Origin of the sequence: Marinobacterium sp. MBR-109 (assembly GCF_040547565.1) — a bacterium.
GTDB lineage: Bacteria > Pseudomonadota > Gammaproteobacteria > Pseudomonadales > Balneatricaceae > Marinobacterium.
The window spans coordinates 85,095-111,255 of record NZ_JBEPPZ010000004.1; the positions used below are offsets into that span (position 1 = coordinate 85,095).

The window sequence follows — 26,161 nt, forward strand, 5'->3', positions numbered from 1 at the left end:
TCATCCGTTACATCCGTCTAGTCGGTATCGCGCTTGCCGCTTCCATACTGGTTCATCATGCTGAACAACAGTTTCTGGAAAGCTTCCATCGAGCCGATACCGTTATTAAGGTAGGGTTTCAGCAGCGTGAGCGGGTCATAACCTTCAGCACCCGCTTCCATCTGCTCACGCACCCTGGTGATCATTTCCTGCTGCAAACCGGCAACATCGGGCAACCCGAGGGCACGACGCAGCTCTTCCGGTGTCATCTCTATATCAATTCTGAAGTTCATGTTTACTCCGACCGATCTGACCCGCAGTTGACTTTCATACTATAGCAACTGCAGTGCAAAACAACTTCATGTGCCATTTTGCTGCGCTTTTTCCGGATATATCCAGATCAATGTCAACACAATAGCCACCGCCGCTGCACCGGCTGCGAGCAGAAAACTCACCTGCCCCCAGCTGCTCCAGAGCTGCCCGGCCAACACCGCACCGGTCGCTCCTCCTGCACCGAACCCCAGGCTTGAGAACAATGCCTGCCCTCTTCCCTGTGTTTCCGTACCGAAGTAATGCTGCACCAGCGCAATACCCACCGCATGCAGACTGCCAAAGGTTGCCGCATGCAGCAACTGAGCAAACAGCATGACCTGCAGCTGCCCCGGCCAGATGCCGGTCAACCCCCAGCGCAGCACGCACAGCACGAGGCTCGCCAGCATGATGCCCCGGATGCTGAAGCGCTGCAGCAGGCGCGGCATGAAAATGAACAGTACAATCTCAGCCATAACACCCAGCGCCCAGAGCAGCCCTATCTCACTGCGCGTGTAGCCCAGCTCCTGCATCATCACGCTGTAGAAGGTGTAGTAAGGCCCGTGACTGAGCTGAACCAAAAAGCAGACGGCAAAAAAGGCGATCACCTGTGGCTGCTTCAGAATTGGCCCCATGCGCGAGCCCGCAGCCCTGCCATCGACCGCTGGCTCTGAAGTGACGGGCACAGCCAATGCATTGAGCCAGATCAGCAGCATCAGCCCCAGCACGACCCAGGGCAGCACGGTGATACCGGTTTGATCCAGCAGCAGACCGATCAACACCACCGCCAGCACGAATCCCACGGAGCCCCAAAGCCGTATGCGGCTGTAGTAGGCTTTTTTCTGGCCCAGATATCTCAGCGTAATCACTTCAAACTGAGGCAAGACGGCATTCCAGAAAAAGCTGAATCCGGCCATCACCAATGCAATGCCCACTGCACTGGTCTGCCAGAAAATAAGAATGAAAATAAGCCAGGTCGCCAACGCACCGAAGCGGACAATATGCACCCGGTGACCCGTGCGATCGGCAAGCCAACCCCAAAGGTTTGGGGCCAGTACCCGCGAAACATGCAGAATCCCCATCAGCCAGCCGATGGTGGCCGCATCAAAACTCAGCGACTGCAACCACAGCGTCCAGTACGGCACCAGCGTGCCCAGCAGAGCAAAATAGAAAAAATAGAAGCCGGACAAACGAGCATAGGGCATAGAAATGAACCACGAAAAAGCCGGCACTGTGGCCGGCTTGGAGAGTCGATTTTGACGTTGCCGTCAGAGCGATTCCAGTGCAGTGACAACATACTGCGGCAGCGCAAAGCTGGCAACATGCAGTGCAGGGTTGTAGTACCGGGTACGAATGCCGCTGGCTTCGTAGCGTGCCTGCACACTGGTCAGATCCAGCTGACGCAGCGATGCATCATCCGTTGCCCAAGCGAAGGTCATTACACCGCCCACGTAGGTCGGAACAGCGCCATTGTAGAAGGTCTGGTCGGCAAAGTAGGGACCCAGCCGGCGACGGGTGGTCAGGATCTCATCCGGCTGCATGAACGGGACACCGTTCTGCGCCACGAATACTCCACCCTGATTGAGACAACGCTTGCAGCCTTCATAGAAGCGGCTGGAGAACAGCACCTCACCCGGACCTACCGGATCGGTACAGTCGGAGATGATCACGTCGAATGTCTCCTGACACTCGTTGACGAATTCCACCCCGTCCGCGATGACAATATTGGCGCGTGGATCGTCGAAAGCACCCGCCGAGTGGTTCGGCAAATACTGACGGCACATGTCGATGACGGCCTGATCAATTTCAACCTGAGTCACATGCTCCACGCTCTTGTGCTGAAGCACTTCACGCAGGATACCACCGTCACCACCACCGATAATCAGCACGCGCCTGGCGTTGCCGTGTGCCAGCAGCGGAACATGCGTCATCATTTCATGGTAGATGAATTCATCGCGCTCAGTGGTCTGGATAATGCCATCCAGCGCCATCACCGTACCGAAATCCCGGTTACGGAAGATGATCAGTTCCTGATGCTCGGTACGATGTTCAAACAGAACCTGGTCCAGCGTAAAGCTCTGACCGTAGCCTGCGTACAGCTTCTCAACGTACGTAGTCGTCGTCATCAATACTCACCTTGCCACGCAGGATCTCTTCAACTTCAACCTTTGACGGCGTAAAGGCCGCTTCCAGCACCGGGATAGCCTTGGCTGGCTCGGATTCACCACACATGAACACGTCAAAGGCCGCAAAATTGCGTTCCGGCCAGGTGTGAACGCTGATATGGGATTCTGCCAGCACAGCCACACCCGAAATACCGCCGTTCGGGGTAAAGTGATGCAGATGAATATGCAGCAGTGTTGCCTTGGCCGCCTTTACGGATTCACGCAGAGCCTTTTCCATCACTTCAAGATCATCCAGGCGGGAAGCACCGCGCAGATCGATGATCAGATGGGTACCGGCATAACGGTGTCCGTCGCGCTCGATGAAGTAGTCCAGACGCTCTTCATCGTCGCCCTGAGTGTAGGCGGGCCAGTCAGCAACACTGCCTTCAACCTCTTGGTCGTTGACTTCTGACGCCAGGTCAATCGCTTCTTGCATGGGGGATGACTCCAGACAAGCCTGCGCTCTCGCGCAGATAAAAAACAAAAACCCAACCTTTCAGGTTGCGCTGAACCCTGCAGCGGCGCCAGCAAAAGTCGAAGGGTGCATCATCAGACACCTTCGCAGCGCGTTACAGATTTCGCACACCCCAAAGGGTTGGGACGTAGGGAATTTCTGCCGCATTTATACCGCGTTATGCTCAAATTTCAAGCAAAAAACGGCTTGCAGTCAGAAAAAATTAATATTGCCTCAGTAAACTCAACGGGTTACAACCCGGCTCAGCTCAGTACCGGAAGGTTCGTCTCAACGTCCGCATTCTGACCACGATCACGCAACAGATGGTCCAGCAGCACAATCGCCATCATCGCCTCGGCAATGGGGGTTGCCCGGATGCCGACACAGGGATCATGCCGCCCCTTGGTAACCACCTCAATCGCTTCGCCTGAGGCGTTGATGCTGCGACCCGGCAAACGCAGACTGGAGGTCGGCTTAAGCGCGATATGCGCTTCAATGGCCTGCCCCGTCGAAATGCCACCCAGAATGCCGCCTGCATGGTTGGAGAGAAAGCCTTCAGGTGTCATCTCGTCACGATGCTCAGTGCCTTTCTGATTGACCACAGCGAAGCCGTCACCGATCTCAACACCCTTGACCGCATTGATGCTCATCAGGGCGTGCGCCAGATCGGCATCCAGGCGATCAAAAATCGGCTCACCCAGGCCCACTGGAACGCCGGTCGCCTGAACGGAGATGCGCGCGCCAATGGAGTTGCCCTCCTTGCGCAGTTCATCCATGTAGACTTCCATCTGCGCTGCGGCTTCCGCATCGGGAGAGAAGAAGGGATTATTGTCGACCTCCTCCCAGTCAAAGCGGCTCATATCAATGGCGACGGGCCCCAGTTGTGACAGATAGCCGCGGATGGCGATCCCCTTTTCGGCCAGCACTTTCTTGGCGATGGCACCGGCCGCCACACGCATGGCGGTTTCCCGTGCCGAAGAACGACCGCCCCCGCGGTAGTCACGAAAGCCGTATTTGTGGGAGTAGACATAGTCTGCATGTGCCGGCCGGAAGGTTTCGGCAATATTGGAGTAATCCTTTGAGCGCTGGTCGGTATTTTCGATCAGCAGACCGATCGGAGTCCCGGTGGTCTTGCCCTCGAACACACCGGACAGAATACGTACCTGATCCGGCTCACGGCGCTGGGTAGTGTGGCGCGATGTACCCGGCTTGCGCCGATCCAGATCCGCCTGCAGATCCGCCTCACTCAGCTCAATTCCGGGAGGACAGCCATCCACGATGCAGCCCAGTGCCGGCCCGTGGCTTTCGCCAAAGGTAGTGACGGTAAAGAGTTTGCCAAAGCTGTTACCCGACATACGCTATCTCTGTGCAGTCAGCGAACGCGATTCCACATTCGCCTCAGGTTCATAAAAGCGCCGCATGAGCCCGCAGCTCTGCCGCTGTAATGGTAAATACGCCGTTGCCGCCCGCATCCAGCTCAATCCAGATCAAGGGCAATTCGGGAAAGGCCTGCATCAAATGGACTTCAGAGTTGCCCACCTCGACCACCAGCAAACCCTCATCGGTCAGGTGGTCGGCCGCCTCGCGCAGAATGCGCCGGGTGATATCCAGACCGTCTTCACCGGAACCCAATGCCAGCCCCGGCTCATGCTGGTACTCCGCCGGCATGCCCGCCAGATCAGCGGCATCCACATAGGGAGGATTGCTGACGATCAGATCGTAGCGCTCGCCCTGCAGGTTCTCGAACAGGTCGCCCTGGCGGGCCGATACCCGGTCATCCAGCTGATGGCGCTCGATATTGCGCTGCGCCACTTCAAGTGCATCGGTGGAGATGTCAGCCAGGTCAACCTCAGCCTCCTCAAAGACATAGGCACAGGCAATACCGATACAGCCACTGCCGGTGCAGAGATCAAGAACACGGTTGACCGGCCCGGGGCGCAGCCAGGGCTCAAACCCGGTCTCAATCAACTGCGCAATGGGTGAGCGCGGAATCAGCACCCGCTCATCCACATGAAACGGCAGCCCCATGAACCAGGCCTCGCCAGTGATATAGGGCAAAGGCCGGCGCAGCTCGACACGCTGGTGCAGATAGTCCAGTACCCGCTCTTTTTCCGCCTGCGTCAAACGGGCATCCAGCACCGCAGGATCGGTGTCCCAGGGCAGGTGCACCGCATTCAGTACCAGCTGGCTGGCCTCGTCCCAGGCCGTCGCGTTGCCATGGCCAAACCAGACCTGATACTGATGAAAAGCCGAGACTGTCCAGCGGATATAGTCACGCAGAGTGTGCAGTTCGGAAGTAATCGCCACTTGATCCGGATTCATCTCTCGCCCGATAATGCGGAATTATGTTGATTCAGGCCGGTTATGTTAATGAAATCCCCCGTTGAACGCCATGTCTTATCCCTCTGACCAGGAGCACGACGACGATCTCGACTTCGACGCTGCCATGCAGGGCGTCACACGGATGCGTCACGATCGCCATGTGGACCCCGATGCGGGCAAGCTGAAGCTGCGACGCAAACATGACAGCGCCACCCGCTTTCGCCGGCAGGCCGCCGAACAGGAGGTTGAGCAGGTAATTGATGGCCTGTCGTCCGAGGCCTCCCAGATCGTCGACTCCGCCGATGAGTTGCTGTTTGCGGCACCCGGCGTACAGCTGCGACTGCTCAAGCGCCTTCGACTTGGACATCTGCCCTGGGAGGCCGGGCTTGACCTGCACGGCTATACGGTCGAGGCGGCCCGGGATGAGCTCAGCGGATTCATTCGAGACGCATCGCGCCAACAGCTGCGCTGCGTGCTGATTATTCATGGCAAGGCCTACACTCAGCCCGGCCAGCCAGCCCTGCTAAAGTCCTGTGTCAACGACTGGCTGCGCCAGTTGCATGACGTACTGGCCTTCAGCTCTGCTCAGCCACGGGACGGCGGAACCGGTGCGGTTTATGTTCTGCTGCGCAGGAAGGGAAGCTGAGCTTTTCATCCGCTTCCGGGCAAGCTCTGCTATGATGCAGATGTTGTGAATCTGACCTCTTGTTTCCGGCCAGACCTGTTCTCAGGGCATACAGGCCGACAAAGCTGATGCAGGGACCTGCGATGATCGATCTTCACAAATATCTCAATCTGATGGCCGAAACCAATGCATCAGACCTGTTCCTGAGTACACACACACCGATCCAGATCAAGGTTGAAGGCAGCATGCGCGAGGTTGACACGACCCCGCTGCAGCCGGGCTCCACCGAAGAGCTGTCCAACCATCTGATGAGCGAGCACCAGCAGGAGCAGTTCAGGCGTGAGCTTGAAATGAATTTTGCCTACGAAGTACCCGATATCGGACGCTTCAGGGTGAACGTATACCGCCAGCGCGGCGATGTGGCGCTGGTCATTCGCATGATCCGCCACAAAATTCCATCACTTGAAGAGTTGAACCTGCCCTCGATTCTGAAAAATCTGGTGATGCTGCGCAGCGGTCTGGTGCTGCTGGTCGGCTCCACCGGCTCAGGCAAGTCAACCTCACTGGCCTCGATGATTGAATACCGTAACCAGCGGGCCACTGGCCACATTCTGACCATCGAAGACCCGATCGAGTTTCTGCACACCAACCGCAAGTCTCTGATCAACCAGCGCGAGGTCGGTGTCGACACACTGTCATACGGCAATGCTCTGAAAAACGCCCTGCGCGAAGCCCCGGATGTGATTCTGATCGGTGAGATCCGTGACCGTGAAACCATGGAGCAGGCGATTCGCTACTCCGAGACCGGTCATCTGTGCATCTCGACTCTGCATGCCAACAACAGCGTCCAGGCTGTGGAGCATATCGTCAACTTCTTCCATGAAGCCGAAATGCACAAGATCAACACGGACCTGTCACTCAATCTGAAAGGGATCGTGGCCCAGCGGCTGATTAGGGATGTGGACGAGCGCTACATACCCGCCACTGAAGTGATGATCAACACCCCCTATATCGCCAAGCTCATTGCCCGTGGAGAGTATTCTCGCATCCGCGAAGCCATTGACCAGAGCAGCAACAGCGCCGCACACACCTTTGACGCCAACCTGCTGCATCTTTATCAGGAAGGCAAGATCACGCTCGAAGAGGCGCTGCACAACGCCGATTCACGCAATAATGTGTCGCTCAGACTCAAGCTGCTGGGAGGCTGATCCCCGACTCACAGCGCAACGGCCTTTACCCGAGTGCTCTGTTCGGGTATTTTACGCCGTTTTCACCCAAGCCAGCCCAACTCCTGAGGAATGCAGCAGATGGAAGCAGAATACGCCAGTATCATAGAACAGCTCGGAGAAGATATTGGCCGCGACGGTTTGCGCGACACACCTGCACGCGCCGCCAAGGCGATGCGTTTTCTGACCCGCGGTTATACCCAGACTCTGGACGAGGTCGTCAATGGCGCCCTGTTTTCCTCAGACAACAGCGAAATGGTGCTGGTACGGGACATCGAACTGTATTCCATGTGTGAACACCACCTGCTGCCGTTTATCGGCAAGGCACATGTTGCCTACATTCCTCAGGGCAAGGTGGTGGGCCTGTCCAAGATCGCCCGAATCGTCGACATGTATGCACGTCGCCTGCAGATCCAGGAAAACATGACCAAGGAAATTGCCGAAGCCATTCAGCAGGTTACGGATGCAGCGGGCGTTGGTGTTGTAATCGAAGCGCAGCATATGTGCATGATGATGCGTGGCGTGGAAAAGCAGAACGCGATGATGAAAACGTCCATGATGCTGGGCTCCTTCCGTGAAAACCCGGCAACCCGCACCGAGTTTCTGTCCCTGATTCGCTGAGCCTGCAAGGTCACGGAGCGTCCAATCTCAGCGGCCGCTCCCCCGCCTCATCACCACGACCGCTACCTGCCGACGACTGCCCAGCACACTGGGTACCAGACTGCCGACACCTCTGGCCTTGAGCTGTCGGACATCACCCCCCTTGTCTACTACCTGCCTCAGCAGACGGTCAGCAGCCTCCTGCGACTGACGCAGGGCCAGTTCCAGATCCCGCCCCTGCCAGTGCACAACCAGCCAAAGCTCCTGCCCGGGCATCCCCTGCATCATATCCAGTACAGCGGCGACTGCACGATCCGATGATTCCGGCCAGTTTTGCAGTTCAACGTAGCCCTGCTGTGCCAGCACCACGACAGGATCGCTACCGGCCTGACTCTCATTTTCGAGCACATCCAGATGAAGGAATACTCGACCATTACCTCTGCGCACGGCATAGACCGCCACATGGGCCTGCTCAAGTCGCAGAGCCGCATAAAACTGTGTATTGTCGATCCCGTATAGTCGCGACTGACCGAAGACATCATTTGCCCAGATGCTGCTCGGCCCACACTGGCGACCGGAACATTCAAACATCGCCTGAGCCCCCCTGTCACCAAGCTGGGCTCGCAAGAACTTGAATCCGGATTCAGGATCATAGCCGTCCGGCAACTGCCAGGTCAGACGCGAAAGATTGGCCTGAAGTCGCTGATCACGATCAGCACGGATCCTGCCGTTGATCTTCATGATACCACTGAGCATCAGACGGTAGTCCGGTTCATGCCGCTGCTCTGAACTGATCAGCTCGGACTGCGGAAAAGGGTCCAGCTGCAGCGGAATTTCAAACTCGGCTGCCTGCAGCCCAGGGGTAACCAGCAATAATAGCGCTAGCGTCTTCAGATACTGTTTCATGCCTGGCTCCTTCCTCTGCGCCGCGCGGGGTTCAGAGCGCTGCGTAAAAACGGTTGATGGCCTGTGCTATTGTCTCGCTTACACCCTGCTCCAGGTGCAGATGATGCCCTCCCTCAAGGGTTAGCCGCTGCAGCCCATTGATGCAGTCAGCTCTTGTCTGGGTCAACTCGGTTGCCACTCCTCTGGTGCCCAGCACCAGCAGTGACGGGCAACTGATACGCAGCAGGAACGCTCTTACCTGTTCCTCACTCATCCGTAATACAGAGGGCAGGTTAAGGGCTGGATCACTGCGCCAGCGGAACCCCCTTGCAGTATGGACTATGGAACGTTCGACCAGCCAGCGGGCCGCCTGTTCCCCAACCGGAAAGCGACCGTTGATTCGAGCAGCTACAGCTTCTTCAATACTGGCATAGAATCGGGGCATACGACTGCGACGGCTGCGCCTGCGAATTGCCTGCGCCATCTGCTCCGGAAGCTCTGCGGGCGTATCCACCAGAGGCCCAAGCCCTTCAAGCAAAATCAGGCTCTCGACCCTCTCAGGCATGGCACCGGCGAGAAGACTGCTGATGCTGGCTCCCATGGAGTGCCCCAGCAGGTGAAACCGCTGCCAGTTGAGCTCGTCGGCAACCGCCACCACATCCGACAGGTTATCCCAGATATAGTAAGGCATGCTGGCGGGCCGATGGTCGGAAAAACCGTGTCCCATCAGATCCAGCGCCACCAGCCGCACCCCTTCAAGCGCCGGCTCAAGCGCCTTGAAGGTAGCTGCATTATCCAGCCAGCCATGCAGCGCCAACACTGGAAGCCCGTCTTCAGGGCCGGTTGCCCGTGCCGCAATCAGATGGCCGTTCACTTCAAATCTAAGTTCATCTGCCTGCATGATCATCTCCCTGCACGGCACCATCACACCCGTTCAGCAGCCTGGCCATACCCCGAGCCGGCCACTCAAGCTCCAGCAGTGCACCGCTACAGGGTGATACCACCTGCCCATACAGATTTCCGTCCGTCAGCCAGCTGATCAACTGACCACAAAGCGGCTGATGGGTGACCACAATGAGTGACCCTTGATCCGAGAAATACGGCTCTAGTGATGCCGCCGCTGCAGGAGCAGTGCCTCTGGCTGTCAGCGAATCATTCAGGACCAACCGAGCGCCCAGCTCTTGAGCCATGATTTCAGCGGTTTGTTGCGCACGTCGCCATGGACTGGCAACGATAGAGGCTCCAGGCAGCATACTGACAACCCGGGAGGCCATGGCAGCCGCCTGCCGCTCACCCACGGACGTCAGTACCCGGTCAGGATCAAGATCCCCACCGGCAACCGCTTGTGCATGTCGCAGCAACAGCAGCTTCACGCCTGCTCCTGTCGAGGCAACACAAACTCCACATCGGTGCTCTGCACATTCAACATCATGCCCCGGGCCACCTCTTTCACCGGTGCCGCATTGAACACCACCTCATAGAGGCCACTGACCAGTGGCATATAGATTTCCATTTCTTCGGCCTTCTCCTTGACGATTCGCAGGGTATTTACCCCTTCTGCGACCTCACCAAGAGACTGCACCGCCTGTTCGAGGCTTTTACCTTCGCCCAGTGCGTAGCCCACCCGGTAGTTGCGGCTCAGGGGTGACATGCAGGTAACGATCAGGTCACCAACCCCCGCCAGACCCAAAAAGGTAAACGGATTGGCCCCAAGGCTAACGGCAAACCGACTCATCTCGGCCAGACTGCGCGTCATCAACATGCTTTTGGTGTTTTCACCCATGCCCAGCGCCGCACTCAAACCGGCTGCAATGGCATAGATGTTTTTCAAGGTCCCGCCAAGCTCTACACCATAGGTATCGGTGCTGGCATACACGCGGAAAAAGGATGTATGGAGCAGTGCCTGCACTCGCTCGCGAAGCGCGGCATCCGTGCTGGCAATGACTGTTGCGGTCAACTGCTTGCGGGCTATTTCCTTGGCCAGGTTGGGACCACTGAGCACCCCCACCCGAGCACCCGGGAACTCCTGCTCAATGATTTGACTCATCAAACAGAAGGTCACTGATTCAATACCCTTGGTGGTACTAACCAGAAGCTGTTCCGGTCGCAAAAAGGGCACAGCCTGGCGCACCACTGTTCTGAAGGCACTGCTCGGGATGGCGATGAATATCGCTTCGGTTCCGCTCAACGCCTGCTGCAGGTCGGTGGTCGCACTGAGCCCGGGCGCCAGATCAACTCCGGGCAGGTAACGGCTGTTGCGATGCTGCGCATTGACTTCATCAACCGCCTGCTCGTTACGCATCCAGAGCCTGACATCCAGCCCCTTTTCAGCCATCAGGTTTGCCAGCACTGTGCCGAAGCTGCCGCCACCAAGAACGGCAACAGGTGACTGATTCTGCATGCTATCTCCTAGAGGAGGAGTGCTTGTACTCCCCGGTCGGTCCAATCAAGAAGGGTCCAGCTTGTCCAGCAGCCGGCCAATGCCGAAGAACAACAGCTTGACCACGGCATATGCGAGCCCTGCCAGCAGCAGAAACAGAAACAGCTGCAGCAGATCACCGGTACGCTGGTAGCCGGCCACCGCGATCGCGGCAAAGAAGGCACTGAGCACAATGCCCAGTACCGTACTGACTCGTTTCAGGTTGTGCTTATCACTCATGGCCCGATCCGTTTTCAGTGTTTTTGCTCTTCAGCTTCGCTGTCCACTACCGGTTCGGCTTCAACGGCCTCATCAACAGGCGGCTCTTGCATCTCTGCCTGAGCATTTTCCTGCACCTGCGTGGCCGCCGCTTTATCGGCAATACCCTGGTCAACTTCCGTCAGAGGCTTCAACAGCTCGGCATCAGGGTGTATGCACTCCAGTTTGACACCGGTTTCACGCTCGATATCGGGAATCAGAAAGGAGTCATCTTCACAGGCAAAGCAGATGGATGTTCCACTCAAGCCGGCTCGACCGGTGCGACCAATACGGTGCACGTAGTCATCGGCATCTTCCGGCAGCTGATAGTTGATCACGTGGGTAACACCATCGATATGGATACCCCGGCCCGCCACATCGGTGGCCACCAGCACTTCAATCTTGCCGCTGCGAAAATCTTCCAGGGTCCGTAGACGCTTGTTCTGAGGAATTTCGCCCGACATCAGGGCTGCCTTGATGCCGTCCTTGCTGAGCCGGTCCGCCAGCGCACGGGTTTCATGACGGCGGTTGCCAAAAACAATCGCACGATCAATGCCATTCACGCGCAGGTAATTGCGCAGCAGCCGGTACTTTTCATGGCTGGAAACCAGAAATACCTTCTGTGCCACATTATCGGTTGTCTTGCGCTCGTTTTCGATCTCGATGGTGACCGGATTGTGCGTCCACTGCTCTGCCAGTCGCATGACATCGTCGGTAAACGTCGCGCTGTACAGCAACGTCTGCCGCTCTTCACCCTTGCGCGGGGTGCTCCGAATGATCGTTCTGACATCCGGGATAAAGCCCATGCTGAGCATGCGATCAGCCTCATCGAGCACCAGCACTTCAACATTGAACAGATCAACCTCACGCGAGCGCACAAAATCGATCAAGCGCCCCGGTGTTGCCACCAGAATATCAACCGGCCTTGCAGCCAGATCCTTGCGCTGTTTTTCATAATCCATGCCACCGACCAGTGATACAGTGGACAGGTCAGTGTACTTGCCCAGCGCTTCGGCGTCGGAAGCGATCTGCAGCGCCAGCTCTCGAGTCGGTGCGATGATCAAAACACGCGGCTCGCCCAGCTTTCGACCACTGTCCAGCGGATAGTCCAGCAGATCGGTCATAATGCCGATCAGGAACGCCGCTGTTTTGCCGGTACCGGTTTGCGCCTTTCCGATCAAATCACGACCGTTAAGTGCATGCGGGATGGTCGCCGCCTGAATCGGCGTGCAGTATTGAAACTCCAGGTCGGCAATCGCCCGCATCAATACATCCGGCAGGCCGAAATCATGGAAACGGCGCTTGCCTTCAGCAACAGGCACGCTGAACTTTGCCGGGCTCCAGCCGCTCTGGCGACCTGTATCGCGCGGCTTGCGTGAACGACGGCGCCGGCGTGGGCGGTTGCTGTTATTTTTGGGCTCTGAGGTTGCCGTGGCTGTACTCTGTTTCTCTTCAGTACTCAAAATCGGATCCATTCAGATTGTCAGTTGATTTCGCGCCGGAAAGGGGGCAGGGAATCCAGCAGTTGGCGGCCATAGCGGCGCGTCACGACTCGCCGGTCCAGCAGCACCACCCGCCCCCGATCCTGTTCTGTTCTCAGCAGTCGCCCTACGGCCTGCGTCAGCCGCATCGAGGCGGCCGGCACCGTCCAGTCGGTGAAGGCGTTACCGCCACGCTGCTCTATCCATTCTGCCATGGTAGCATCTACCGGATCATCCGGGACACTGAACGGCAGCTTGGTGATGAAAACATCGGTCAAATACCGCCCTGGCAGATCAACCCCCTCCGCAAATGAAGCAAGGCCGAAGATGATACTGCGCTTGTCTTCATCCACGCGCTCGCGGTGCAGGCGCAACGTTTCCTGCTTGCTGTACTGCCCCTGTGCCAGCACACTATTTTTAATGGATTCGTCGAGCTGATCAAGCACCGAGCGCATCTGGCGCCACGAACTGAACAATACCAGCGCCGCCGTAACCGACTTTAATTCAGCATTGAGATATTCCAGTACCTCATCGGTATGTGCATCAGGCTGACCCGGATCGGTCCGCATGGCCGGCACCTGCAATACACCGCAATTAGCGTAATCAAACGGGCTGTTCAGACGCAGCGCCGATGTTTGTGGCGACAGACCCAACGCTGCAAACAGCTGATCGAAGCGACCCAGCGCAGTCAAGGTTGCCGAGGTTATCACGGCAGCATGGCAAACTTTCCAGAGGTGTTCCGAGAGGGTATCAGCCGCCGATACAGGTGCGCTTCTGAGTTCGAGATCTTCACCTGCGGGGCTCTCGATCCGGTTGATCCAGCGCGCCGTGGGTGAGCCACCTTCAGGGTCCGGTCGTGCATAGGCATGTGCCAGCCACGCTATCTGCTGCACACGCCCCCACAGGCTGCCAATCTGGGGAAACCAGCGCTCGGCTACTGCACGGGGGATATCGGCAATGCCACCTTCCATCGCCTCCTTGAGCAGATCGACGACTTGTTCGAGATGCTGCTGCGCTCGGTCGGCCGCCTGTCCCAGGCTGAAACAGGGTTCCAGCAATGGATCGGGCACCCGCCCCTGTGCAAAGCGATAACGGTCCTTGACGCTCTCGGCAAACAGCGGCCGCAGCAGCAATTCCAGCTGTTCAAGCGCACGCCCCATCTCTTCAAAGGGACGATGCAGGCGCTCTACCGGATCTGCCAACTGCACCGGCGAACCGGTCTCGGTCACCAACTGCGCCAGCTGCTTTTGTGCAGACTTCAGCAACCGGCGACTGCCCTCAAGCCTTGCACCAAAAGCAAAGTGACCACTGGCCTTGTCAGCCAGATGATGCCCTTCATCGAAGATATAGATGGTTTTTTCAGGCTCGGGCAGGATGGCTCCGCCGCCAAGCGCAAGATCAGCCAGTACCAGGTCATGGTTGGCGACAATCACGTCTGCCTCTTCCAGCCGATCTCGAGCCCTGTAGAAAGGGCAGGCACTGAAATTCAGGCAACGGCGGTTACTGCATTGCATGTGATCGCTGGTCAATGGCCGCCAGATGGCATCATCCACCTCATCAGCAAGCGCATCTCGATCCCCGTCCCACTGACCCGCGGCATAGCTGTCCATCAACTGCTGATACAGTTGCAGTACATTATCGGGCAGTTTTTCAGCCGCCTCATCTTCATATAACGCCATCTGGCCCAGCAGGCCCTGCTGTTCAAGATGGCCTTCAACCTTGTTCAGACAGAGGTAACGCCCTCGCCCTTTTGCCAGTCTATAGCACATGGGCAGGCCCGTATGCGTTTCAACTTCGGGCAGGTCCTTGTTGATCAGCTGCTCCTGCAGGGCCACTGTTGCCGTAGACAGAACCAGTTTGCACTCCTGAGCTCGCGCCAGCGGGATGGCCGCCAGCAGATAGGCGATCGTCTTGCCGGTACCGGTTCCGGCTTCGACAACACCCACAGCGGGATGCAGATCTTCCGTTTCACTGCGTGGAACAGCCGCCGCTGCAAGGGTTCGCGCCACGGCTGCGATCATCTGCTTCTGTGCCGGCCGTGCTGTCAAGCCACGACTCTTCAGGAAGCGACTGTAGGCCTCCTGGATCTCTTTTTTTTGCGCCTCGCTCAGCACGCTTAATCCTCATCCGATCTGTGTGGCGATTCTAGCAAGATACTGGATATATAAACAGAAAAATGCTTGACCCCGCTCATTCACTGTATAGAATCACAGTAACCGGATAGGGGACAGATGCCATGAAATTGACCAATCGCCAGACCGAAGTACTGGAATGCATACGCAAACATATCGAAACAACAGGCTACCCGCCCACCCGAGCCGATATTGCACGCGAACTGGGATTCAAGTCAGCCAATGCGGCTGAAGAACACTTGAAGGCACTGGCCCGCAAAGGCGCCATCGAACTGACCAAGGGCACATCGAGGGGCATTCGCCTGCCGGAAGCCGAGCAGCCTGATACCGAAGGCCTGCCCGTTATTGGTCAAGTTGCAGCGGGTGAACCCATCCTGGCGCAGGAACATGTCGAGGACCACTGCACCATCTCGGCAGACTTCTTCCGCCCCCGCGCTGACTACCTGCTGCGGGTCAAGGGGATGAGCATGAAAAATATCGGGATCATGGATGGCGACCTGCTCGCCGTACATCAAACCCGAGAGGCCCGGGACGGGCAGGTTGTGGTCGCACGGATCGGCGACGAAGTGACGGTCAAGCGCTTCAAGCGTGATGGCCGCAAAGTCTTTCTTATTGCCGAAAACGAAGACTTCAGCCCGATCGAAGTGGACCTGAGTGAACAGGAACTGATCATCGAAGGACTGGGTGTTGGCGTTATTCGGCAAGGCAACTGACAGAGGTCAATCGCCATGTCTGCAATTCATGCCACAGCCCCGCATTCCCACATTGACTGTAAAAGTGTCGAGAGCCGGGTCACCGAGATTTTGCTGCATAACAGCTCAGTATGCCTGCAACCCCTGCTGCTGCCCATGATTGCAGGCCTGAGCCGTGAAGATCGCTGGCTGGTTCTGATTAACCCGCCGCACGACATCACCCGCACGGCGCTGGAGCTTGCTGGTGCCTGCACACGCCACATCCTGGTCCTGAACACCAGCAGTCTGGACCAGACCGAGCTGTTCTGCGCCCGAGCACTGGCTGCCGGTACCTGCCACACAGTCATTGCCTGGTGCAGCGGCACTGCACCTGCGCTGGACCAACTCAATCAGGCTGCCAGCCGAGGGAATGCGCTGGGCATACTGGTACGCACCTGATTACCACTCCTGCATACCGGCGCGCAGGCGTTCTATCAGCTCACGGAACGCCTGTAACCAAGCCTTGTATTCAGCCAACACATCCTTGTCTTCCGAATGGTCAGGGTTGATCTGCAATACATGAATTTCGGAAATGCTGCTGTCCACCTCGGTATTTACCTGGCGGTAGTCTGACGCCTGCCAGCAGGCTTCATACGCCGACAGCATTTTATGCACCCAGCTCCCCCTGTCCCGCTCCAGCTGCTCAAGCTCTGTTACTTCGGGCGATTCCTGACCAGTCACCTCAAGTTGCTCTGACAGATCAGAAAAACGATTGATCTGGCCAACATTGAGATTGTAGTTTTCTGCAATTTCGCGCAGCAGTGCTGCATAACCGCTCGCCATGAAGAACAGAATCGACTCATGATAAGACTCGATTCTGGCATGCTTGCTCCACTGAGAAGCCTCTTCGGCCTGCTCCAGCGCCTTGACATGCAGACGGGCAAAGTTCAGCTTCTGATTGGTACGAACCGCATAGATATCACTCATTACCTGTACTCCATCAAATCAAATGCGCCGAATACCTGGGCTTTCAGCGCTTACGTCCCTGCTCTTCCTGCCAGCGGCCATCACGGTAGAACGCCTTCCAGCCGGTTGCCTTGCCCTCAACTTCAGTCATCACGTACTGCTCTTTGGTTTTCCGGCTGTAACGGATTACCGCAGGATTGCCATCAGGGTCTTTCTGCGGCGCATCCATCAGGTAGTCATATTTCGGATCGATCTCATCACGATGCGGAACCAGCTCGGCCACCAGCGGCGCACGCGTTTCCCGTTTTTTCGGGAACTGGCTCGCAGCCAGGAACAGACCGCTGGCACCATCACGCAGTACGTAGGTATCTTCAACCTTTTCACACTGCAGTTCCGGCATCGGCACCGGGTCCATTTTAGGAGGCGCCGGCTCACCGTTTTTCAGCAGTTTGCGCGTATTCTTGCACTCACTGTTGGTGCAACCGAAAAACTTGCCGAAACGGCCGGTCTTAAGCTGCATTTCGGAGCCGCACTTGTCGCACTCGATACTGGGCCCATCATAGCCCTTGATCCTGAAGCTGCCCTGTTCAACCTCGAAACCAGGACAGTCGGGGTTGTTGCCACACACGTGCAGCTTGCGCTTCTCATCGATCAGGTAGGAGTCCATCGCCGCATCACATAGCTTGCAACGATGTTTGTTACGCAAAATGCGGGACTCTTCCTCATCATCCCCATCCACACTGACCACTTCGTCGCCAGGTATCAGGTTGATGGTACACTTGCAGCGCTCCTTGGGCGGCAGATTATAGCCAGAGCAGCCCAGAAACACCCCCGTACTGGCCGTTCTGATCATCATTTGACGCCCACACTCGGGACAGTCGATATCCGTTGGCGTGGGGCTGTTGGGTCTCATGCCGTTATCCGCACTTTGTGCTTCCTGCAGCTTGTCGGTAAAACCGCTGTAGAACTGATTCAGCAGCTCCTTCCAGTTCACCTCGCCCTGCGCCACGTCATCAAGTCGCTGTTCCATACGCGCGGTGAAGCTGTAATCCATCAGATCAGAGAAGTTCTCATTCAACCGCTCGGTAACAATGTCGCCCATCTTGCAGGCGTAGAAACGACGCCCCTGTACCTGTACATAGCCCCGATCCTGAATCGTCGAGATGATGGAGGCATAGGTGGAAGGACGGCCAATGCCACGCTTTTCAAGCTCCTTGACCAGACTGGCTTCGCTGTAACGAGGCGCCGGCTTGGTAAAGTGCTGCTTCGGGTCCAGCAGCTTCAGCGCGAGCACCTCACCCTTCGTCACGTCAGGCAGGATCACGTCTTCGTCACTGCGCCCCTTGGCCGGCAGTGCGCGGGTATAGCCGTCAAAACGCAGAATACGGCCCTTGGTGGTAAGCTCGTAATCACCGCTTTCAACAGTAATGCGAGTACTGGTGTAAAGCGCCGGCATCATCTGACAAGCCAGGAACTGCCGCCGAATCAGGTCATACAGGCGCTGCGCATCCGGCTCCATCCCCTTGAGGGCCTCAACGGTCAGGTTCACATCAGAAGGTCGAATCGCTTCGTGTGCTTCCTGAGCCCCCTCCTTGCTTGAGTAGCTGACCGGCGCTTCCGGCAGATACTCCTTGCCATACTGCTGAGCAATGAATTCACGACACGCCTCTACCGCTTCGGCACTGAGGTTGGTCGAGTCGGTACGCATGTAGGTGATGTAGCCCGCTTCATACAGTCGCTGAGCCATCATCATGGTTTTCTTGACGCCGAAGCTCAGTCGAGTGCTGGCGGCCTGCTGCAGCGTGGAGGTAATGAACGGTGCCGAGGGCTTGCTGCTGGTAGGACGATCTTCCCTGGAGCGAACAGCCAGCGCACCACTGCGAAGGCGCTCCAGATGGGTCTCGGTCTCGGCCTGGCTCTCTGGGCGGAATGTTTTGCCGGCGTATTTGCTGACCTGAAGCCGCAACGCCTGCTCTGCCTGTGTTTCAGTGTCGGCATGAACTTCCCAGTACTCGTCAGGAATGAACGCACGTATCTCGCGCTCGCGCTCGACAATCAAGCGCACGGCAACGGACTGCACACGTCCGGCCGAGAGGCCACGGGCGATCTTTTCCCACAGCAGCGGCGACAGCATGTAGCCTACCACCCTGTCCAGAAAACGGCGTGCCTGCTGGGCGTTGACACGGTTCAGATCCAGATCGCTCGGCTGGGAAAAGGCCTCCTGAATCGCCTTTTTGGTGATTTCGTTGAATACGACCCGTCGAAAACGGCTGTCATCGCCACCGATCGCCTCACGCAGATGCCAGGCGATCGCCTCCCCTTCACGGTCCAAGTCCGTTGCGAGGTAGATTTCATCAGCGTTTTTGGCGAGCTTGCGCAGCTCTTCAACGACCTTTTCCTTGCCGGGGAGAATTTCGTAGTGTGCTTCCCAGTCATGTTCGGGATCAACACCCATACGCGCTACCAGTTGCTCCTGAGACTTGCGCTTTTTATAGACCGCCTTCTCGTCCGGCGACATCTTGCGCGTCAGGGCTGCCTGACGCGCACGCTCCTTGGGATCGCTTTTGCTGGCGCTGCCACTGGTTGGCAGGTCGCGAATATGACCCACACTCGATTTGACAACATACTGGCTGCCCAGATACTTGTTGATCGTTTTGGCCTTTGCCGGTGATTCGACAATGACTAGGGTTTTTCCCATGAGATACGGATCCTTTTTAGAACGGGCAACTCAGAAACTGCGAGCATATATAAGGGGTGGTGCTGCCAGCGTCAAGCAGTGTCTGAGACCGGCGATACCAGTCCGCACGCGGATGCCTTACAATTCATGTACACACCATCCTATAATTAACATCTCTTTTCAGAGTGCCAAACACCATGCTTGGAGACAACCTGTATCTTGTAATCCTCATCGCCGGAGTCGGTATTCTGGCGCTGGCGATCAACTACGTGGTCACCACGCGCGAACAGCAGACCGAAGCGCGTCGAGAAAGGCTGAGCTGGCTGCAAACCCAGGCGGAGCACACCCTGCACGCTCTGGCGATTCTGAAAGAAAGCGGCTGCCGGCAGGATATTATCGACAAGCTCAACCAGCATGCGATGGCGCTTATCGAGGAGATCAGCCTGCTGGCACCGGACTCCGAACTGATGTCCGAAGTCAGCAAACTGAAAGAAAACAGTGACCGCAGCAAGCCTGACAAGAGCCGGTTCAACAGTGACCGTGCCGTCAAGCGGGCCCAGATTTACATCAATTTTGCGGAAAAACTGATCGTGCAGATGGCACAGGCCGGCAAAATGACCGGCCAGCTTGCCCGTACGTACCAAACGGAGCTGTACTGGCTCAACGTATCACTGGTGGCGGATGCCCACCAGTATCAAGCGTCCAGGTTGATTGAGTCCGGTGACAAGCTTGCGGCCCTTTCTCACCTTAAACACGCCAAAGCGGTTCTGGTTCGGGCTACCGCACCGCAACGACAGAAGCAACCGCGCCTTGACGAAATACAAGCCGAAATTGACAGGATTCAGCCCAAACGCAACTGGGGTGCCGGAGCCCTGGCAGAGTCGCTGGATGACTATCTGAACGAAAAACAACCCTGAGCCTGATGGGGCTTGCAGATGGCCTATCCCGTTGCAACGAAATCAGATTTTCTGTTCCAGCAACGGTTGGGCCAACTGGTGCAGATAATCCAGCCGTGACTCATCACCACGCTCGTCCCAATAGAACGTCAGGCTGAGCGGGGTAGATTCCACACCCAACACATCGTCCGGCAGCTGCTCCAGCAGGCTGTTAAGCTGTTCCAGTGCCGCAGGCTGCAGCCCCCCCTGCCCCTTGCTCCAGCTCCAGTGCTCAGGCAAGCCCAGGTTTTCCAGGGTGTCTACACGCAACACTTCCCAGCCACTCCAGCTGTCGCGCTCACTGCGTTCCAGATTTGTCCTTGCAATACGATAGGCAGGAATCGTGCGCACATCAGGCTCCATCTCTCCAAGCGCTCGCGGCAGAGACACACGCGCCATATGGACCTGAATGCCCAACTGCCTTGCCTTGAGTCTGAGGTTCGCCTGATAGCGCTGTCTGGGGCTCGGCATCACCCACATGACCGAGCCTATCAGCGAGGCAACTACCAGTGTGATAATGAACCATTTCATTCGACAGACTCCAGTCAGAGGGCAAGGACAGGCGCGAATAGTAACGCTAAGGCCACATAAACGACAGTATGACGCACCGGCGAACGCAACGGCCAAGGGCCAGCGCTTTAACTGAAAGCCGTTTCTGACTAAGATGCGCATCAGGTTGGCAGCCCTTGCCAACAACTCATTAGTCAAGATGCAAGGAGCCGCCTTGGACAAGCACAGGGTTTGGCAACAGCTGGAACAGCTCTGTGCCACTGAATCCTCTCTGCACCTGCGAGACCTGCTGCAGGTACAGGACCGATTTTCCCGGTTCAGTTTTCGTCAGGATGAGCTGCTACTCGATCTGTCCCGACAACGGCTAACCACGAATACCCTGACCCAGTTGCTGCAACTCGCTGACAGCTGCGACTTGGCACAGTGGATCGAGTCCCTGTTCAATGGCGAGCGCATCAACCATACGGAAAACCGTGCCGCGCTGCACACAGCCCTTCGCCTGCCCGCCGAAGCAACACTTGAACATCAGGGTGAAGACCTTGTTGCTCTGGTGCAGACAGATCTGCAGCGCATGCAGCATCTGGTGGAACAACTGCATCAGGGGCAATGGCGCGGCTTCAGCGGCGAACCGATCGACACATTGGTCAATGTGGGCGTCGGCGGGTCCGACTTGGGTCCAATGATGGTGTGCCGCGCACTGGACGGTTTTCAAGCACCGACAGCGCGCCAGATCACAACCCATTTCATCTCGTCCATGGATGGCAGCCAGATTTCAGGCCTGCTGGACCAGCTTGACCCGGCCCGTACCCTGTTTGTTGTTTCGTCCAAATCATTTTCCACCGCCGACACTCTCGCCAACGCCGCAACGGCACTGGACTGGCTTATCCGTGCCAGCGGCCTGACCACTGAGCTGCTTGCTCGACGCCATTTCATCGCGGTAACCGCCAATGCGCCACGTGCAGAGGCCTGGGGTATTCCGGTTGAGAACCAGCTTCATTTTCGCGACTGGGTCGGCGGACGATACTCGCTTTGGTCAACCATTGGCCTGGCGATCGCTGTCAGGATCGGCATGAGCGGTTTTCGAGCTCTGCTGGACGGAGCTCACCGCATGGACATGCACTTTCGGCACACCCCTTTCAGTCACAACCTGCCCGTTCTGCTGGCACTGGCCGAAGTCTGGAATATCAACTTCCTTGGCATCCATGCTCACGCCATTCTCCCATACGATGGCCGACTGGCACACCTGCCGGCCTATCTTGAGCAGCTGGAGATGGAAAGCAATGGCAAGAGCGTTGACCGGCAGGGAAATCGAATTGAACACCACACCTGCCCGGTACTCTGGGGTGAAATCGGCCCCAACGCACAGCACGCGTTTTACCAGCTACTGCATCAGGGCAGCGAAGCGGTCATGTGTGACTTTATTGTTCCGGCGCGGCGCTACGCCGACCAGAGCGACGCCCTGCAGTCCCAGCACCGTCTGACACTGGCGAACTGCTTGGCACAGGCCCGAGTGCTGGCACTGGGCGATGCTGCGGTTGACCAATCCAATGCAACACCATGGCAGCGTTACCAGGGCAATCAGCCCAGCACGCTTATCCTGCTGGACGAGCTGACACCCGCTTCACTGGGTGCACTGATTGCCCTGTACGAACACAAGGTGTTTGTTCAGTCTGTCATCTGGAACATCAACCCCTTCGACCAGTGGGGCGTCGAGCTTGGCAAGCAGGTAGCCAACAGCCTGCTGGATATAATCGGCACTCCGGCAACGACTAACCGATTTGATATCGCTACTGAAGGTGTATTGAATCAGCTGCATGGTCAATGGAGCGACAGGAAGAACACAGAATGTTGATTGCAATCTGGGGGGATGAACTGGGTGCCTGGGTAGCAGCGGCCGAACTTGCTCGCACCGGGAACGATGTACTTCTACAGCAATCGGCCCCGGGTGAAAGCAGCCATCGAGCCGAACCCGGGCTGATGGAAAGCCTTGCAGCAGGCATGGCATCCGGCCACATCCGACTGTGCAGCCACCAGGAAGCGCTGCAGGCCCCCTGGCACTGGCTTGCTTCCCACCCTTCCGATATCAGCCATGCGGAAAGCGTCTGTCACGACCTTAGTCAGCAGGGGCCTGGCAATCTGGTGCTGATCAATCAGAGCAACTTCGGCATTGGCGCCAGCGACCGTCTGCACGCCCTGCTTGACCACACCCGTCAGCAATCACTGGTCTGCCTGCCTGACACCCTGCAGCAGGGACAGGCTCTGCAGCAGTTTGCCGCACCTGAAACTTTGCTTGTCGGTTGCGAGGATGACGGGGCACGTCTGCGGCTCCAGGCGCTGCTGCGCCCGTTTTCTTCTCGCCTGCAGCAGATACAGTGGATGAGCCGACGGGAAGCCGAGTTCAGCAAGTTTGCCATCTCCGGGATGCTGGCCCTGCGCCTTGGATATATCAATGAACTGGCTAACCTGGCGGACCGCCTTGACGTGGATATCGAAGTGGTACGACAGGGCATGAGCAGTGACAAGCGCATTGGACAACATTACCTGTCGCCCGGCTGCGGTTTTGGTGGCCACCATTTCACCCAGTATATTGAGGGACTGGCTGACATCCTGGCAGAAACCCGCCACTCAACCCTGCTCAACACCGTGCTGAATGAAAACGAGCGCCAGAAAGAACTGCCTTTCCGCAAACTCTGGCAACACTATCGATGCGATCTGCGTGGACGCCGCATCGCGATTTGGGGCTGTGCATTCAAGCCTGGGGTTGCCAGCGTGGACAATGCGCCATCACTGCGGGTCATTCGTGCCCTGCTGGCACAGGAGGCACTGATTCAGGTGCATGATCCCGAAGCACTGGAAGCCCTTCAGAATGAGCTGGGCCAGGTCGCCGGACTCACACTGCATCAAGACCCTTACACAGCAACACAGCAGGCCGATGCGCTGCTGTTGCTGACCGAGTGGCCCCAGTACAGCTCACCGGACTACGAACGCCTGCTGCAGATGATGCACATCCCGCTGGTTGTCGATGGTCGCAACCTGTTCGAGCCCGACTACCTGCGCCAGCTTGGCTTTACCTATTACGGCGTAGGGCGCTGAAAAACATCAGGTATCCAGAGTGTGCGCCGGGCAGATGCGGTGCTATTCTAGAGGTACACTCAACTGGAAGGATGTAACGATGAGTATCTATTCCCGCATTCTGCTTGCGCTTGACCTGTCAGATGAATCTGAACAGCTGGCAATCAAGACCGCCGAGATGGCCAAGGCTTTCGGAGCCGAGCTTAACCTGATCCACGTGGTAGAACCTCTCAGTTTTGCCTATGGCGGTGATGTCCCCATGGACCTGACCACGATCCAGGAACAGCTTGACGAGCACGCGCGCACCAAGCTGGATCTGTATGCGGAGAAGATCGGCTACCCGATCAATCGCAAGATTATCGTGACAGGCCATACCGAGACGGAAATTCACCGTGCTGCCGAAGAACTCAACACCGATCTGGTGATCCTGGGCAGCCATGGCCGTCACGGACTGGCTCTGTTGCTTGGCTCGACCGCCAACGGCGTCCTGCATGGCGCCAAGTGCGACGTGCTGGCGATTCGAGTGAAGGAGGAGGATTAATCCCCCTCCTGCATTGACTCCAGCTCAACCCAGCGCTCCATCAACGCCTCGAGCTGCTGCTCATGCTGCTGCAGCAGCTCCAGCGTGTTGGCAATCTCGGTCTGATCACCGGCGTAAAACTCGGGCGCGGCAGTGATGGCGTGCAGCCGCTCCAGCTCAGCCTCTGCCGCTTCCATCTGCTGCGGCAACAGGTCCAGTTCACGCTGCAGCTTATAACTCAGCTTTTTGGGCGCCGGCTTTTTCGCGACAGCGGCTGGCTTTGGCTTCGCGGCCCTCGCCGCCGCAACAGGCTGTGGACGCTGCCGCAGCCAGTCGGCATAGCCACCCACGTATTCACGCACCACTCCCTGCCCTTCAAAAACCACCGAGCTGGTGACCACATTGTCGAGAAAGCGACGATCATGACTGACCAGAAGGATGGTGCCGTCAAAGTTGAGCAGAATCTCTTCCAGCAGCTCCAGCGTTTCCACATCAAGGTCGTTGGTTGGTTCGTCCAGTACCAGCACATTGGCCGGCTGACTGAACAGACGCGCCAGCAGCAGTCGGTTGCACTCACCACCGGAAAGCGCCTTGACCGGGGTCCGCGCACGCTCGGGGCTGAACAGAAAGTCCTGCAGATAACTGATGATGTGGCGCGACTGACCGTTGACGTCAATACTCTCGCGCCCACCTGACACGTTGTCGATCACACTCTTCTCAGGATCAAGCTGGCCCCGCAACTGGTCGAAATAGGCCACCTCGAGCTTGGTACCGAGTCTGACCACGCCGGACTCCGGTTCAAGCTGACCGAGCACGATCTTCAGCAGAGTGCTTTTGCCACTGCCATTAGGCCCGATCAGGCCAATACGGTCGCCACGCTGAACCTTGAGCGAAAAATCACACAACAGCGACTTGCCGGCATAACTCATCGAGACATGTTCAAGCTCTGCGACCAGCTTGCCCGACTTCTGCGCCTCCTCAAGGCCAAAGCTTGCACTGCCCTGACGCTCGCGTCGCTGTGAACGCTCGCGGCGCAGCTGTTCCAGTGCCCGTACCCTGCCCTCGTTGCGGGTACGGCGTGCCTTGATACCCTGACGAATCCAGCGCTCTTCCTGCGCCAGCTTCTTGTCAAATTCGGCGTTGTGACGTGCTTCCTCATCCAGCAGCTGCTGCTTCAGCTCCAGATAACGACTGTAGCTGCCCGGGAAACTGGTCAGACCCCCCCTGTCCAGCTCAACGATTCGTGTTGCCAACTTCTCCACCAGCGCACGGTCATGCGAGACAAACAGAATCGCCCCCCGGAAGTCGAGCATCATCTGCTCAAGCCATTCGATGGTTTCGATGTCCAGATGGTTGGTTGGCTCGTCCAGCAACAGCAGATCAGGTTTCTGCACCAGCGCCGCTCCCAGTGCAGCACGACGACGCCAGCCACCGGACAGCTCGGCCATGCGAGTATCCGGCTGCAGCCCAAGCCGATCCAGCACAGACTGTACCTGCTGCTCAAGATGCCAGCCGTCACGGGCTTCCAGCTGATGCTGCAGCTCTTCAAGCTGCTTCAGTGAAGCGGCATCCGTGTTGTGTGAAAGGGTATCGTAGGCACGGCGCAGCTCAACCACCTCGGCAAGGCCTGACGCCACCACATCATGCACCGTCCGCTCGTCCGCCGCCGGCAGCATCTGGGACAGCTGCGCAATGCGGATGGCCGGATCCCGCCAGACCGCCCCCTGATCAGCATGAATTTCACCGGATACCAGCTTCATCAGGGTCGACTTTCCCGCCCCGTTAAGGCCGACCAGCGCAATGCGTTCGCCCGGATCGATCTGAAAATCAACGCCATCCATCAGCGGCGCAGCACTGAAGCTGACCGACACACCTTCCAATTTAATCAGCGGCATACAAACCCGTACCTTGCAGACATTCAAGCGCGATAGTGTACCTGAATTCAGCGCCTCTGT

The 26,161-nt window shown here is 57.4% G+C and carries 26 protein-coding genes; 9 read left to right on the forward strand and 17 right to left on the reverse strand.

The window, feature by feature from the left end:
- Window positions 1-17 precede the first annotated feature (17 nt).
- From ABIE60_RS06985 to prmB, 6 genes are all read right to left on the reverse strand, one after another.
- Window positions 18-272, reverse strand: coding sequence for a DUF6489 family protein (locus ABIE60_RS06985; RefSeq protein ID WP_354468721.1), 255 nt, complete (start codon window positions 270-272; stop codon window positions 18-20).
- 66 nt (window positions 273-338) lie between these two features.
- A complete protein-coding gene (locus tag ABIE60_RS06990) occupies window positions 339-1,493 on the reverse strand; it encodes an MFS transporter (protein ID WP_354468722.1) in 1,155 nt (384 codons plus the stop codon).
- Window positions 1,494-1,556: 63 nt separating this feature from the next.
- Window positions 1,557-2,414 (reverse strand): polyamine aminopropyltransferase, encoded by an 858-nt coding sequence (speE, locus tag ABIE60_RS06995; protein ID WP_354468723.1) that lies wholly within the window; start codon window positions 2,412-2,414, stop codon window positions 1,557-1,559.
- Window positions 2,392-2,889, reverse strand: coding sequence for an adenosylmethionine decarboxylase (gene speD / locus ABIE60_RS07000; RefSeq protein WP_354468724.1), 498 nt, complete (start codon window positions 2,887-2,889; stop codon window positions 2,392-2,394). Before speD ends, speE begins: the two co-directional genes overlap by 23 nt.
- A gap of 281 nt (window positions 2,890-3,170) precedes the next feature.
- Entirely contained in the window at window positions 3,171-4,262 is a 1,092-nt protein-coding gene (gene aroC, locus ABIE60_RS07005) for a chorismate synthase (protein ID WP_354468725.1), read from the reverse strand.
- 49 nt (window positions 4,263-4,311) lie between these two features.
- Window positions 4,312-5,229 carry a 50S ribosomal protein L3 N(5)-glutamine methyltransferase gene (gene prmB, locus ABIE60_RS07010; protein WP_354468726.1) on the reverse strand — a complete coding sequence of 306 codons (918 nt, stop codon included), beginning with the start codon at window positions 5,227-5,229 and terminating at the stop codon, window positions 4,312-4,314.
- Between the two features lie 70 nt (window positions 5,230-5,299).
- Between prmB and ABIE60_RS07015 the strand changes: the two genes are divergently transcribed.
- From ABIE60_RS07015 to folE, 3 genes are all read left to right on the forward strand, one after another.
- Window positions 5,300-5,875 (forward strand): Smr/MutS family protein, encoded by a 576-nt coding sequence (locus tag ABIE60_RS07015; protein WP_354468727.1) that lies wholly within the window; start codon window positions 5,300-5,302, stop codon window positions 5,873-5,875.
- 122 nt (window positions 5,876-5,997) lie between these two features.
- Complete coding sequence (locus ABIE60_RS07020; protein WP_354468728.1) at window positions 5,998-7,062, forward strand: PilT/PilU family type 4a pilus ATPase; 1,065 nt, start codon at window positions 5,998-6,000, stop codon at window positions 7,060-7,062.
- Between the two features lie 99 nt (window positions 7,063-7,161).
- Window positions 7,162-7,701 carry a GTP cyclohydrolase I FolE gene (gene folE, locus ABIE60_RS07025; protein ID WP_354468729.1) on the forward strand — a complete coding sequence of 180 codons (540 nt, stop codon included), beginning with the start codon at window positions 7,162-7,164 and terminating at the stop codon, window positions 7,699-7,701.
- A gap of 27 nt (window positions 7,702-7,728) precedes the next feature.
- Here folE and ABIE60_RS07030 read toward each other — a convergent pair whose 3' ends face one another.
- The 7 genes from ABIE60_RS07030 to dinG are packed head-to-tail and all read right to left on the reverse strand — an operon-like array spanning window position 7,729 to window position 14,837.
- A complete protein-coding gene (locus tag ABIE60_RS07030) occupies window positions 7,729-8,586 on the reverse strand; it encodes a DUF4892 domain-containing protein (protein ID WP_354468730.1) in 858 nt (285 codons plus the stop codon).
- A 31-nt stretch (window positions 8,587-8,617) separates the two neighbouring features.
- Window positions 8,618-9,466, reverse strand: coding sequence for an alpha/beta fold hydrolase (locus ABIE60_RS07035; RefSeq protein WP_354468731.1), 849 nt, complete (start codon window positions 9,464-9,466; stop codon window positions 8,618-8,620).
- A complete protein-coding gene (locus ABIE60_RS07040) occupies window positions 9,453-9,938 on the reverse strand; it encodes a SixA phosphatase family protein (protein WP_354468732.1) in 486 nt (161 codons plus the stop codon). The genes ABIE60_RS07035 and ABIE60_RS07040 overlap by 14 nt, the downstream gene beginning before the upstream one ends.
- Window positions 9,935-10,966 (reverse strand): NAD(P)H-dependent glycerol-3-phosphate dehydrogenase, encoded by a 1,032-nt coding sequence (locus ABIE60_RS07045; RefSeq protein WP_354468733.1) that lies wholly within the window; start codon window positions 10,964-10,966, stop codon window positions 9,935-9,937. The genes ABIE60_RS07040 and ABIE60_RS07045 overlap by 4 nt, the downstream gene beginning before the upstream one ends.
- Before the next feature lie 45 nt (window positions 10,967-11,011).
- Window positions 11,012-11,224 (reverse strand): hypothetical protein, encoded by a 213-nt coding sequence (locus ABIE60_RS07050; protein ID WP_354468734.1) that lies wholly within the window; start codon window positions 11,222-11,224, stop codon window positions 11,012-11,014.
- A gap of 14 nt (window positions 11,225-11,238) precedes the next feature.
- Window positions 11,239-12,705, reverse strand: coding sequence for an ATP-dependent RNA helicase RhlB (gene rhlB / locus ABIE60_RS07055; RefSeq protein ID WP_354468735.1), 1,467 nt, complete (start codon window positions 12,703-12,705; stop codon window positions 11,239-11,241).
- Between the two features lie 20 nt (window positions 12,706-12,725).
- A complete protein-coding gene (dinG, locus tag ABIE60_RS07060; RefSeq protein WP_354468736.1) occupies window positions 12,726-14,837 on the reverse strand; it encodes an ATP-dependent DNA helicase DinG in 2,112 nt (703 codons plus the stop codon).
- A 122-nt stretch (window positions 14,838-14,959) separates the two neighbouring features.
- Here dinG and lexA point away from each other — a divergent pair, with 122 nt between their 5' ends.
- Both lexA and ABIE60_RS07070 read left to right on the forward strand, forming a co-directional pair.
- Window positions 14,960-15,568 carry a transcriptional repressor LexA gene (gene lexA, locus ABIE60_RS07065; protein ID WP_206834385.1) on the forward strand — a complete coding sequence of 203 codons (609 nt, stop codon included), beginning with the start codon at window positions 14,960-14,962 and terminating at the stop codon, window positions 15,566-15,568.
- 15 nt (window positions 15,569-15,583) lie between these two features.
- Window positions 15,584-15,985, forward strand: coding sequence for a SulA-like leucine-rich domain-containing protein (locus tag ABIE60_RS07070; protein WP_354468737.1), 402 nt, complete (start codon window positions 15,584-15,586; stop codon window positions 15,983-15,985).
- Here ABIE60_RS07070 and ABIE60_RS07075 read toward each other — a convergent pair whose 3' ends face one another.
- Both ABIE60_RS07075 and topA read right to left on the reverse strand, forming a co-directional pair.
- Window positions 15,986-16,513 carry a DUF6586 family protein gene (locus ABIE60_RS07075; protein WP_354468738.1) on the reverse strand — a complete coding sequence of 176 codons (528 nt, stop codon included), beginning with the start codon at window positions 16,511-16,513 and terminating at the stop codon, window positions 15,986-15,988.
- Between the two features lie 43 nt (window positions 16,514-16,556).
- Complete coding sequence (gene topA, locus ABIE60_RS07080) at window positions 16,557-19,190, reverse strand: type I DNA topoisomerase (RefSeq protein WP_354468739.1); 2,634 nt, start codon at window positions 19,188-19,190, stop codon at window positions 16,557-16,559.
- A gap of 176 nt (window positions 19,191-19,366) precedes the next feature.
- Here topA and ABIE60_RS07085 point away from each other — a divergent pair, with 176 nt between their 5' ends.
- On the forward strand, window positions 19,367-20,086 hold the full coding sequence (locus ABIE60_RS07085; protein WP_354468740.1) for a DNA topoisomerase I: 720 nt from the start codon (window positions 19,367-19,369) through the stop codon (window positions 20,084-20,086).
- A gap of 42 nt (window positions 20,087-20,128) precedes the next feature.
- Here the strand turns inward: ABIE60_RS07085 and ABIE60_RS07090 are convergent, their stop codons facing one another.
- Window positions 20,129-20,635 carry a hypothetical protein gene (locus ABIE60_RS07090; RefSeq protein WP_354468741.1) on the reverse strand — a complete coding sequence of 169 codons (507 nt, stop codon included), beginning with the start codon at window positions 20,633-20,635 and terminating at the stop codon, window positions 20,129-20,131.
- Between the two features lie 193 nt (window positions 20,636-20,828).
- On the opposite strand from ABIE60_RS07090, the gene pgi reads away from it, so the two are divergent.
- The 3 genes from pgi to ABIE60_RS07105 all read left to right on the forward strand — a co-directional run bounded on the left by pgi (window position 20,829) and on the right by ABIE60_RS07105 (window position 24,227).
- Window positions 20,829-22,466 (forward strand): glucose-6-phosphate isomerase, encoded by a 1,638-nt coding sequence (pgi, locus tag ABIE60_RS07095; protein WP_354468742.1) that lies wholly within the window; start codon window positions 20,829-20,831, stop codon window positions 22,464-22,466.
- Window positions 22,460-23,707, forward strand: coding sequence for a UDP binding domain-containing protein (locus ABIE60_RS07100; protein WP_354468743.1), 1,248 nt, complete (start codon window positions 22,460-22,462; stop codon window positions 23,705-23,707). The genes pgi and ABIE60_RS07100 overlap by 7 nt, the downstream gene beginning before the upstream one ends.
- A gap of 79 nt (window positions 23,708-23,786) precedes the next feature.
- Entirely contained in the window at window positions 23,787-24,227 is a 441-nt protein-coding gene (locus tag ABIE60_RS07105) for a universal stress protein (protein ID WP_354468744.1), read from the forward strand.
- Here ABIE60_RS07105 and ABIE60_RS07110 read toward each other — a convergent pair.
- Entirely contained in the window at window positions 24,224-26,101 is a 1,878-nt protein-coding gene (locus ABIE60_RS07110; RefSeq protein WP_354468745.1) for an ATP-binding cassette domain-containing protein, read from the reverse strand. The genes ABIE60_RS07105 and ABIE60_RS07110 overlap by 4 nt on opposite strands.
- Between the last annotated feature and the right edge of the window lie 60 nt (window positions 26,102-26,161).